The organism is Chloroflexota bacterium (assembly GCA_020161265.1).
GTDB lineage: Bacteria > Chloroflexota > Chloroflexia > Chloroflexales > Herpetosiphonaceae > Herpetosiphon.
Window position 1 is genome coordinate 757688 of sequence record JAIUOC010000001.1, and the last position, 12135, is coordinate 769822.

General features: G+C 47.9%; 10 protein-coding genes. 9 read left to right on the forward strand and 1 reads right to left on the reverse strand.

Going from position 1 to position 12135, the window contains the following annotated elements; all coding sequences use genetic code 11:
• The first annotated feature begins 165 nt into the window (after positions 1 to 165).
• The 4 genes from LCH85_02675 to LCH85_02690 all read left to right on the forward strand — a co-directional run bounded on the left by LCH85_02675 (position 166) and on the right by LCH85_02690 (position 5679).
• On the forward strand, positions 166 to 2613 hold the full coding sequence (locus tag LCH85_02675; protein MCA0350878.1) for an ankyrin repeat domain-containing protein: 2448 nt from the start codon (positions 166 to 168) through the stop codon (positions 2611 to 2613).
• Between the two features lie 2 nt (positions 2614 to 2615).
• Positions 2616 to 3038 carry a hypothetical protein gene (locus LCH85_02680; GenBank protein ID MCA0350879.1) on the forward strand — a complete coding sequence of 141 codons (423 nt, stop codon included), beginning with the start codon at positions 2616 to 2618 and terminating at the stop codon, positions 3036 to 3038.
• A 91-nt stretch (positions 3039 to 3129) separates the two neighbouring features.
• Entirely contained in the window at positions 3130 to 5115 is a 1986-nt protein-coding gene (locus LCH85_02685; GenBank protein MCA0350880.1) for a M12 family metallo-peptidase, read from the forward strand.
• Positions 5116 to 5277: 162 nt separating this feature from the next.
• A complete protein-coding gene (locus LCH85_02690; GenBank protein ID MCA0350881.1) occupies positions 5278 to 5679 on the forward strand; it encodes a VOC family protein in 402 nt (133 codons plus the stop codon).
• 69 nt (positions 5680 to 5748) lie between these two features.
• Here the strand turns inward: LCH85_02690 and LCH85_02695 are convergent, their stop codons facing one another.
• Entirely contained in the window at positions 5749 to 7329 is a 1581-nt protein-coding gene (locus LCH85_02695; protein ID MCA0350882.1) for a hypothetical protein, read from the reverse strand.
• A gap of 277 nt (positions 7330 to 7606) precedes the next feature.
• On the opposite strand from LCH85_02695, the gene LCH85_02700 reads away from it, so the two are divergent.
• The 5 genes from LCH85_02700 (at position 7607) to LCH85_02720 (ending at position 12040) form a co-directional block, all read left to right on the forward strand.
• On the forward strand, positions 7607 to 8608 hold the full coding sequence (locus LCH85_02700) for a hypothetical protein (protein ID MCA0350883.1): 1002 nt from the start codon (positions 7607 to 7609) through the stop codon (positions 8606 to 8608).
• A gap of 87 nt (positions 8609 to 8695) precedes the next feature.
• Positions 8696 to 9379 (forward strand): ribulose-phosphate 3-epimerase, encoded by a 684-nt coding sequence (gene rpe / locus LCH85_02705; GenBank protein ID MCA0350884.1) that lies wholly within the window; start codon positions 8696 to 8698, stop codon positions 9377 to 9379.
• A gap of 540 nt (positions 9380 to 9919) precedes the next feature.
• Positions 9920 to 10663 carry an SDR family oxidoreductase gene (locus tag LCH85_02710; protein ID MCA0350885.1) on the forward strand — a complete coding sequence of 248 codons (744 nt, stop codon included), beginning with the start codon at positions 9920 to 9922 and terminating at the stop codon, positions 10661 to 10663.
• Between the two features lie 26 nt (positions 10664 to 10689).
• Complete coding sequence (locus LCH85_02715) at positions 10690 to 11562, forward strand: alpha/beta hydrolase (GenBank protein MCA0350886.1); 873 nt, start codon at positions 10690 to 10692, stop codon at positions 11560 to 11562.
• Complete coding sequence (locus LCH85_02720) at positions 11519 to 12040, forward strand: GNAT family N-acetyltransferase (protein ID MCA0350887.1); 522 nt, start codon at positions 11519 to 11521, stop codon at positions 12038 to 12040. Before LCH85_02715 ends, LCH85_02720 begins: the two co-directional genes overlap by 44 nt.
• Positions 12041 to 12135: the final 95 nt, after the last annotated feature.

Sequence of the window (12135 nt, forward strand, 5' to 3'; positions counted from 1 at the left end):
GGATTGTGGCTGTCTAGCTTGCTTAGCGGGCCAGCATAGCACGTAAATCGATGAGCTTAATTTCGATTTGGTCTCGCTGCTCAACATTGATCACATGATAATGATGGCTTGTCAGTGCTCCATGCTAGCCCTATACTGGGGTTAATTGGTATCTAGGGGTGCAGCATGAACCTCAATTCATTAAAAAAACTGCTCAAACACCAAGCCTACGAACAAATACTTGAGCATTTGCAAACTGGCCCAGTTTGGAAGCAAAAAGCACTTGATCATGCCCTTTATCAGCTTGCCAGTCAACCAGCTGAAACCCTGATCGCCGCATTACTCAGCGCTGGTGCAAACCCCAACCAATCACTGCAAGACAACCGCTATATCAGCTTACATCGGGCAGCGATCTACAATCGTTATGCGATAGCTGAGCTTTTGCTGAGCCATGGAGCCAATTGCCATGCTCAAAGCTATAAACAACAAACGCCACTACATTTGGCTTGTCTCAACGGCCATTTCGAGTTGGCCCAATTGCTTTGGCATAACGACGCTGATCTACATGCTCAAGCTGATTCAAATTTCACGCCATGGTTGTATGCTGCCAGCAGTGGCAATCTCCAACTACTTACATGGTTGTTAGGCCAAGCGGTTGATATTGATCAAACGACGGATAATGGTATTTCGGCCCTCACGTTGGCAGCGTGGAACGGGCATCAAGCCGCTGTCGAATGGTTATTAGCCAATAGCGCAGCAATTGAAGGCCCGCCAACCAGAATTCGCACCCCGTTACATGCTGCATTAATTAAAGGTCATATGGCGATCGCCAATCTTTTGCTTGATCACGGGGCATTGGCCAGCGCCATAACCAGCGAGGGCAATAGCTGCGTGTGTTTGGCTGCTTGGCACAATGCAGATGTTTTAGTTGATCGTTTATTACGGCTTGGCTCACCCATTAATTGTGCGATGGCGAAACCGCATGCAACCGCCTTACATGCTGCGGCCCAGCTCAACAACCCTGCGATGGCCCAACAACTCTTGGCGAATGGAGCGAAGATTAATACACTCAATCCACAAGGCTTAATGCCATTTCACACAGCGATCAGCACTATTTGCGCGGCTAAAAGTGCTGATCTCACGTTGATCGAGGTTTTTCTGCGGATGGGAGCCGATCCCAACCAGCCAAGTTATACAATCAAGCAGATTGGCAACGAAACACAGGTGCGCGAACATTGGCGACCATTAGCCTATGTACTAGCCCACAAACGCCGCGATTTGGCCGAGTGTTTATTGGCTTATGGCGCTGAGCTTAATCTGCCAGGCTATGGCAAATGGTCGATGGAGCAAACACCACTTGAAGTTGTGGCTAGCGCCGAGATTATTGATCAAGAGGCTGGCGAATTGTTTAGCTGGCTCCTCAGCCTCAAACCACAAATTCCCCCAAAGCTGCTGCCAAGCATGCTTATAACGCAAAAATTCGGCTTTGCCCAACAATTAATCGAGGCTGGAGCCGATCTGCATGCTCCCGATGTTTTAGGCGCAGCGATTGCCGCTCAACATGAGCACTATGTTCACGATTTTTTGGTGCGAGGCGTAAATGTTGATAGCTCATATCGCAATTACACAACCGTGTTACAGCTAGCACTGAGTTCTTATCCCCAATTTGCGCTGCGATTAATTGAGGCTGGAGCCGATTTAACCCGCTTAGTTGGTGATAACCCAAGCCTCAACTACCCAATGCTGATCCGTCAACAACGCTCAAATCGGCCAATAGTCAGCAATTTAATGCTGCTCGATTTGGTTGCTGAAACGATGCTAGCCCAGCTTGAGTCTACAACCCCAGCCTACCAAGCCTTGCTCGATCAAGAGTTTGCTGAGCGTGTTTGTACAGCAAACGAAACAACATGGCAGATTTGGCTGGCACGCGGAGCCAATATCCATGCACTAAATCATGCTGGATTGTTGGGGTTCAGCCAGCTTTTGGCTCACGGCGATTTAGCTGGTGCTCAAACACTCTATGCCAACGGCGCAAACATCAATCAAACTGACCATTTTGGCCGCACCGCCTTGCACTGGGCAGTTGAGCAGCAACAGCTGGCAAGCATACAACAATTGCTAGCTTGGGGCGCGGATGTGCAAATTGCAACGCCCTATGGCTACACGGCATTACACTATGCCGCCTTAGCCAATCGGCTTGATCTGGTTGAATTGTTGTTGCAAGCCAAGGCTGATCCGACTGCCCAACTCACAGAGGGGCGCTTACAAGGCTGGACGGCATTACACTGCGCCTATGCAGTCGATAATCAATCATTAATTGAATTGCTCCACCCACGAACTCCCGCAATCACGCCGCCAGAGCCAGGTTCGCAGCATATTCAAGGAACCTACGATGTAACCATGGCGCATAACGGCTGGCACAAACCACGCCCAATTAGCCAACAAACCCAACGTTGCCCCGCTTGCGCCGAGCACATGCTCTACAACACGGCCCACAGCTTCGATGGCTCCGGCCAACTAGCCGATCGGATTGAGATCTATCGCTGTGGAAATTGTCAGGCCGTATTTTGGGAGAATAGTATGACTGCGTGGCGCTCACATTTGCAGCCATGGTCAAGTTTTGTGCAGGATTAAATATGTCAACCTATTTTGTGATTAGCGCCTACAACCCACAGGCCAGCATTGATGACTCAATTGATTCAAGCAGCCTTGCTGATCAGCTCCAGATTAATTGGGTTGATTATCGCAAGGCGCTGATCAACGCTTGGCCAACGATCAGCTTTAATCCTCAGCCTGATTGGGCCTTAGAATGGATGCTTGAGCCAGCCGGCATGCTCGGTCGCTTATGGCACGCAGGTCATAGCCTTGAACTTCAGGTTGCAGGTAGCCTGACTGCGCCATTTATTGCTTGGCATAGAAAGTATATTGATTTACGCTACCCACTCTATCTCTTCCGTCCACCACAGCGAGTTTGTTTAGAACTTATTGGATCAACTAGCCTGACCACGATTCAAACATGGCTCGATCAATCGCTTGCCCACTATCGACGTGGAGCTTAAAGTCTTGCTAAAAATTAACAAACCTCAAAATTAATTAAATAATTTAATGTATAATAGCTGGGTATCCACTTCTACCCCTAGGAGGTTTGGCATGCCCGGAAAACGTTCATCGCTGGTGATCGTTGCAGCCTTGGTGGTCGCATTGTTGAGTAGCTTTGCCGCAGCCACGCTCGTCACTCCTACCGCCGCTTCGTCCGATGGTTTTTGGCAAGATGTGAAGGAAAGTCGGATTGCCCAAAAAGGCGCTCGCCAAATTGTGCCAACGATCTATCGCACTGTTGCGCTTGATGTCGCTGGATTGGGCCAATATTTGGCCAAAGCGCCGCTAGAGCAAGATCAGTCGGTGGCAAACTCGTTGTATACCCTGCAATTGCCCATGCCTAATGGCAAATTCGAGCAATTTCGGGTTGTCGAATCGCCGATTATGGAGCCAGAGCTAGCAGCAAAATTCCCCGAAATTCGCACCTACTTAATCCTTGGGGTGGATACTCCCAATCTGAGCGGGCGCTTGGATCTGACACCCGCAGGCTTTCATGGCTTAATTTTAGGCGATCAAGGCCGGATTTTCATCGATCCCTACAGCGCTGGCGATACTCAACATTACATCGTTTACGATAGCAAAAATTTTGTGCCCAGCAGCCAAAAATTGGCCGATCGCCAAGTCGAAGATTATGTAATCGACCTACCATTGACCGACGATGGTTTGGCAGCACCAAAAGCGGTTGGCGATAAATTGCGCACCTACCGTTTGGCCATGGCCGCCACTGGCGAATACACCGCTTATCATGGTGGAACCGTTGCCAAAGGCTTGGCGGCGATCACCACCAGCGTCAATCGGGTTAACGCAGTTTACGAACGCGAAGTTGCGGTACGCATGGTATTGGTTGCCAACAACAGCAATATCATTTATACCAACGCCAGCACCGACCCCTACACCAACAACAATGGGGTTACGATGCTCAGCCAAAATCAGACCAATGTTCGCAATGTGATTGGCAATGCCAATTATGATATTGGTCACGTGTTCAGCACTGGCGGCGGCGGCGTAGCCTCGTTAGGCTCAGTCTGTTCAACCAACTACAAAGCCCAAGGTGTCACAGGTTCATCGGCACCAGTTGGCGATCCATTCGATATTGATTATGTGGCCCACGAAATTGGTCATCAATTTGGCGGCAACCATACCTTCAATGGTACAACTGGCAGTTGTGGTGGTGGCAATCGCGCTAGCAGCGCCGCCTACGAGCCTGGCAGCGGCTCGACAATTATGGCCTACGCTGGGATTTGTGGCGCTGAAAACTTACAATCCAATAGCGATCCGTATTTCCATTCCAAGAGCTTGAACGAAATTACGACCTTCATCACGACTGGCGGCGGCTCAAGCTGTGGCACAGCAACCAACACTGGCAACACCGCTCCGGTGGCTAATGCTGGAGCCGATTACACGATTCCACGCAGCACGCCATTCGAATTAACCGGCACTGGCAGCGATGCCAACGGTGATAGCCTGACCTACAACTGGGAGCAATATAACTTGGGCACGGCCTCACCACCCAACACCGACAACGGCTCACGCCCAATCTTCCGTAGCTTCAACCCAAGCACCAATCCTAAGCGCTCGTTCCCCAAATTGAGCGATATTTTGAATAATACCGCGACAATTGGTGAATCGTTGCCAACCACCAGCCGCACCATGGTTTTCCGGCTGATTGTGCGCGATAATCGGGCAGGCGGCGGCAGCTATGCCATTGATAGCGCCAATGTGACAGTTAGCAGCGCGGCTGGGCCATTCGCCGTAACCTCGCCGAATACCGCCGTCACTTGGACTCGCAACAGCAGCCGTACCATCACTTGGAACGTTGCCAGCACCACCGCTGCCCCAGTTAGCTGCGCCAATGTTGAAATTTTATTCTCAAGCAATGGTGGCAGCAGCTTCAGCAGCTTGGTTAGCTCAACTCCCAACGATGGCAGCCAAGCCGTTACCATGCCCAACACTGCAACCACCCAAGCACGGATCAAAGTGCGTTGTGCCAACAATGTATTTTTTGATCTTTCAAATGTAAACTTTACGGTGAATTAGCGCCATCGTTTCGTTTCAAGAGCTAAACATCTTCCCTCACCCGGTTCCTGCTTCGGTAGGCCAAGGCGTGAGGGAACTTTTTAATCTAAAATCTTTGAATCTACATGTTGTAAAACAGCAAATATGTTCTATAATTTCAGCATTAGTTTTACGGAGGAGCGAATGCAACAACCTACGGATTGGACAGACGGCGCAATCAGCGCGATCACGCTATTTGTGCCCGATAACCTGATGCAATCAACATGCCAGTTTTACCAACAAGTATTTGGCTTGCCAAGCGTGTTTAGCGATGAACAATCGATGGTCTTTCAATTTGGCACAACATTAATCAATCTGCTCACCGAGAGCGCCGCCGTTGAATTACTAGCACCTATGGCTGTGCCCAACGTCGATTCACGGGCCTTATATACACTCACGGTTGCCAATACCGATCAAATTTATGCTGAGCTACGTAGCCGTGGCGTAGAATTTCTGAATGGGCCAATTGATCGATCTTGGGGAGTGCGCACTGCCAGCTTTGCCGACCCGGCTGGCCACCTCTGGGAAATTGCCCAACCGTTGTAAACGCCAAAAGCAACCAGTTACAGTATTAGCTGGTTGCTTTATTATTAGCCGCATTTGAATTAAATTATGTTATGGGCATATTTTTACAACTGTATTTGGATCAATTGCATTTACAATTGCTAATTCATCTGGTAATTTCTTTTGCAGCTCGATAACCTCTGGATCACTATTTTTGCTGTTGGCTAATAATTCAAAATATTTTAACGCTTGAGGTTTATCGTTGAGCATTGCATAAGCACGGCTTAAGTAAAAGTAATTTGCCTCGTATTTAGGATTCACCTTCAGCGACTGGTTCAAGGCATTAATCGCTGAGCATAGATCAATTGCTTGATCAAGCAAATGCATCCCGGTATTCTTCCAAGCAGACGCATCCTCAGGTTTTAGCTCATTTGATTTAATTGAGTGTTCAACTGCACAGTTAATAATATGATCAGGTTGATCCTTAAGATCATAGAGGTAGGTATAGGCTGCTGAAAGGTTATAGTGGCCTGCAAAATTGTTTGGATTAAGCGCTACAGAATGTTGTAAATCAACAATTGATAAATTTAAATATTCTTCAGTTTTGGTCCCGTGATAGAGTTTAAGATACGAACGCCCACGCATCGCAAAAGCATCATCAAAACCGTTGGTATCGTCAATTGCTTGAGTAAAAAGGTTAATCGCAACTTCCCAATCTTTTGTACCCATCGCTGTAACACCTTGATTAAACAATGTCTGAGCATTTGCTGAAGCTGCTTGAGCACCACCAATAATCGTCATTGTCGAAGGAGTTGTACAACTCTCCAGATTAATTTGCATCAGCCAATTATTACATTCCTGTTTCTGCTCAGGCGTGACTTTAGGATGCCGAATGCATGCAGCAAAATCGACCCTAGCAGCCTCAAGCTGTAGGCGGCTAACTTCAACCACCCCACGATTAAAGTAGACATTTGGCTGATATGGAGGATTTAACTCAATCGCCTTGGTCAAATCAGCGTAGGCCGCATCAAGATCCTTAACGCAATCACGATAGGCCAAGCCGCGTTGATAATAAATATCTGCCAATTCTTGCTTTAGATCAGCAGCTCGATCAAAATCGGCAATTGAATCAGCACATTTGAGCACCTTTGGATTCGCATAAAGCATACCCCGATTATAATAGCCCTCGTATTTAGCTTGGTTAATCTTGATATACTCGGTGCAGGCTTGGATAGCCCCAGCATAATCGTCATTTATAGCCTTACCGTTGCAACTAGTCGATACATCAATGGTAGGAGTAGCAGCGATTGGCGTGTTTTCAGGGGTGGGGGTTGGCTGCGGAGCTTGAATTGGCTCAAGTTTGATTTGTTTTGGCAAACTTTCAACATTAATGTTAATTTGATTGGCATATGAAGCATAACCTGTTTTTTCGATACTGAGTCGCCCAAGCTGATTGATATATTCGTCTTTAATGGTAATTATGGCAAACCCATTATTGCCCGTATATTCTTCAAGAGGAGAATGATTAGGTAGAATAATCGTCACTTTGGCTTGGATGATTGGTTTGTTCGTTAGACTATCAGTCACCTCAACTTGATAATTAGGTTTCTGTCCCTCACAAGCCGCCATGAGCATCATAAGCATACAAAAGCCGACGACAACTCCCAGCCATCTGAGATAGCGCTTGAGCATAGCTGCTGATTCCTTTCTCAATCCAGGCTTAACCTACCAACGTAACCTGCACCGTCATAGGGAAAAGCCCAGCATGAACTGCTAATAAACGTTAGGAAAAGGAACAAGCAGCAAGATTTTCTTACAATTACGACCACATATGTACAAAATCCCCCTTTCGCCAAGCTACCCAATAGTGTATGATAGGGCAAATTCATCGCACAGCATAGCAGCGAAAGCTTTAGGTCACTTTTTATTACGTCAATCAAACTAGTAGTTACGGTTAGGGGATTGGTTTATGACTAATTACGAGTATCTTGATATTAACACGCTTGAACAGCTATTGGTACAAAACCAGAACATGTTACAAATTATAGAAGTCCAGTTGGCGGAACATGGTATATCCAAGCCAGTCTATTTAGTCAACCAACGCAATACAACCAATGATGTAATAGCGGCAATTCAGGTAGCAATTAATCAACACAAAAATCAAGCGACTCAGCAGCCAAGCCAACAACAAACAGGATCTTCGTCAAATATGAGTGAACGTGCAACCATGATACAGCCTAAAACTGAGTTATCCGAACCAAAAGCAATTATCAAAGGAGCATGGATCGGAGCGGCGGCAGTGATTATTGCTGCAATCATTGGCATCTTGAAGTTTATGCCAAATGATACATTTAATTATCAAGTAGAAGTGCTCGACAATACAACCAATAAGCCAATGAGCCAAGCCAAAGTTAGCATAACCTTGCCAAACCTCGCGCCACTCGAAGCTTTTAGCGATAATAATGGTTTTGCACGTATCTCAATCAGCGATGAGTATAACCAGCAAGCAGGGCGGCTGAGTATTGAAAAGGCTGGCTATGATTCAGCAATGTTTAATGTCGATATTCAAGCGGATCGCTTGCCAAAGCAAATCAAGCTTACCTCAAATCAATCAAATCTCCCTCAGGCTACCGCGACCACAGCGGCGGCAGCAGCGCCCACAGAACCACCAACAGTAGAAGGAGCTACAGCATCATTATTAATCGGCTGTTGGAACAACGACAAAAAACCACGCGATATCACAAATATCAATATTCGCGAGAGTAGTAGTGGCATTAAAATTGGGTTCAAAACCAATTGCGCCGATAGTGCAATTACTGATGAGCAAGATGCAGTTATTTCTGCTGAGAATGAAATAAGGCTGATCAAAGCTGATGAAACTTGGGTCTTTAGCCTCAGGCCAGAGGGAACTCTGCGGCTCGCAATCGAAGGCCAAACAGGCTTCGAGGAATTAACATTTTACAAGAAATAACCGCTCAATTTGCTTCGGTAGCTAAAATCTAAAAGGACAATCTATGCTTTAATAGGAGGTGCATAATTAAACACAACGAGGAGTTTTATGCCAATCGGATACCATGCTGGACGCGCTATCGAGCTGACTCCATCAATTTTATCGGCTAATTTTGCCAAGCTTGGAGCCGATGTTCAAGCTGCCGATCAAGTAGGTTGTAGCTGGATTCAGGTCGATGTGATGGATGGTCATTTTGTGCCCAACCTAACGTTTGGTCCACCCGTGATTCAGGCAATTCGGCCTTATTTCAAAGGCACATTGGATGTTCACTTGATGGTCAGCAATCCCGATACCCTGCTTGAAGCATATGCCAAAGCTGGAGCTAACCATATCACGGTGCATCAAGAGGCGAGTGTACATCTGCATCGCACAATTCAGCGTATCCATGAGCTTGGTTGTACTGCTGGCGTGGCGCTTAATCCAGCAACACCTGTCAGCAGTCTCGAAGATATCATTCACGATCTGGATTTAGTGCTGATTATGTCGGTCAACCCTGGGTTTGGCGGTCAGAGCTTTATCGAACGCAGCTTGGCCAAAATCGCCGCCGTGCGAAGTTTGCTTGATCAGCGTCACCATGAAGCGGTAATTCAGGTTGATGGGGGGGTTAAACCTAGCAATATCGCCAGCATCGTACAGGCAGGCGCGACTAACCTAATTGCAGGCTCGGCTTTTTACTCACCAACTATCACCCCCCACCAAGCGTGGGATGCCTTTGTCGCCGCTTTGGCATGACTTAAGTCACCCACGAAATCACCCATGATAGGGAATGTCAATCTAGGAGTAATGGCCTATACTCGTTGGCATCTCCTTCTCCTCTCTTCTCTCGCTAGAGCCCCGCAACTGCGGGGTTTTGGCGTTAATTGGGTTGTTTAAATGCGGTGCTGGCAGGTTGGTAAAGTCCCACGTTTACCAACCTGCCAACTGCCCTGATGCTTCCAAACCACAGGAGCGCCGCAATGAGAGTGTGTAGGCTTAATATAGCAAGCAGCAGTTCCAAGAGTCGTTCCAAGCAGGTAGCATTCTGGTTCCAAGTTAACTATTGATCAACAAAGAGCACGAAGATTAGGTTTTTAGCCACGAATTGCACGAATTGCCCGAATGATTTAATGTCATCTTATGTTCTATGCTCTATGCTCTATGTTCTGATCCCCAACCCCAATAACCGATCCCCTGTTCTTATGTTCTATGTTCTATGTTCTTACTTCATCCCTTTGACTTTTGCCTGCTGATTTTTGATAATAGCACTACACCTAGCATGTCAAGGAGGACAGGATGCTGCACGGGAAAGTTGCGATTGTTACCGGCGGGGCGATTGGAATTGGGGCGGCGACGGCTCATTTGTTAGCCAAACAAGGCGCAACGGTGATCATCGGCGATATTAATGAGCAAGCTGGATTAGCAACGGTTGAACAGATTCACAGCAATGCAGGCCAAGCTTATTTTCGCCATTGTGATGTTAGCCATGAAACTGATATCCAAGCCTTGGTGCAATTTGCCCTCGACCATGGCGGCTTAGATATTATGATCAACAATGCTGGCATTGGCGGACAGCCTGCGCCTTTGCACTTAACCGAGAATCACAATTGGCAACGTGTGTTAGAAATCGACTTAACGGGTGTATTTTGGGGTCAAAAATATGCTAGCCAAGCCATGCTGGCAGGTGGCAAAGGCGGCGCGATTGTCAATGTTGCCTCGATCGCTGGGGTGGCTGGCTCGCCCAACCTTGGGCCATATGGCGTGGCCAAAGCAGGCGTAATCCAAATGAGCAAAACTGGTGCCATTGAATTGGCTCCTGCTGGTATTCGGATCAATGCAGTTTGCCCAGGCTGGACGGAAACTGCCATTTTGGATGGCTTCGAGCCAAGTATTCAAGAACGGCTGATTCGCTCGATTCCACTCAAGCGAATGGGCACGCCCCACGAAATCGCCGAATTAATCGTCTTTCTGGCCTCACCAGCGGCTAGCTTTATCACTGGAGCTGAGTATATTATTGATGGTGGGATTACCAGCATGTAGCTCAATTTGTGGAGAAAGAGGCTTGTGTGATTGAATATACGATTGAACATCAGCTGGATAATGGCATCGAACGGATTATCTATACTCCGCAAGAACAGCGTTTCCAAACTCCAATTTTAATGGGCCATGGTATGTGGCATGGGGCATGGTGTTGGCAACCATGGCAAGCATTGCTGGCCGAATGGGGTTGGCAAAGCATCGCCTTCAGCCAACCAGGTCATGGTCAGTCACCGGCTCAGCACGCCAATCGCTGGAATACATTGGGTTATTATTATCGCACGCTCAAAGCCGAAATCGAGCGTTTGCCCACCAAGCCAATCTACATGGGCCATAGTATGGGTGGCGCTTTGGGCCAGTGGCATCTTGCCAAAGGCGGCGATGATTTACCCGCAATGGTGTTGGTAGCCCCTTGGCTGAGCCATAGCATGCGCCCAGTTTTTGCCCACGCGCAGAAACTCGACCCTTGGGGCACGCTTTTGTGCTGGCTTTCGCTCTCAGCAACGCCCACGGTTCGCACACCCAAACGCGCAGCCTTTTGGTTTCTCAGCGACGATTCCATCATCAAGCCCAAGCAATTGCATAGCCAGCTTGCGCCCGAATCAGCATTGGTGTTGTTGCAATATCGCTGGCCCTTGTGGCGACCAGCCAAACAAATCAAAACACCGTTGTTATGGCTCGCCGCCGAGCAGGATCGTTGCATTCCCGAACAATACTCGCGGCCTTCAGCTGCTCATTACAATGCCGAATATTGGGTCATTCCCAAGGCCAACCATGATTTGATGTTCGAGGCATCGTATCGCGAAACCGCCGAATTGATTCATAATTGGTTACAATCTGTCGTCACAGGAACCCAGCATGATCAGCATTCAACTCTACAATTTCAATCAAGCGCAAGCTAAAATCGACCAATTAGGCCAATTATTAATTGATAGCGTTGCCCAAGGCGCGTCGATCGGCTTTCTGCCACCGCTGAGCCAAGCCGAAGCCAGCGCCTATTGGCAAGCGATTATCGGCGATCTGAAAACTGAACAACGAATATTATTGGTAGCCTTGCACGATGATCAGATCGTCGGTAGTGTCCAACTTGATTTGCCCAGCAAAGCCAACGCCAGCCATCGCGCCGAAGTGCAAAAATTATTGGTGCATTCACAATTTCAACGCCGTGGCATTGCCCAACAATTAATGCACCAGCTTGAGCAGCAAGCCCAAGCCCAAGGCCGTTGGCTGTTAGTACTCGATACACGTCAAGGCGATAAAGCAGAACCGCTCTATCGCAAATTGGGCTATCAAGCAGCGGGGGCAATTCCCAATTTTTCCCAAAGCGCCGATGGCTCAACGCATGCCACAATCTTTTTCTATCGCGAGTTGGAACATTAAGGTTAAGTCTAGCCAGAGGGCTGTTTACCACAGAGTACAATCCGTTGCCTCGACCCAACCCCTCGCTCATGATGGCGGGCGAGGGGCATTCCAGC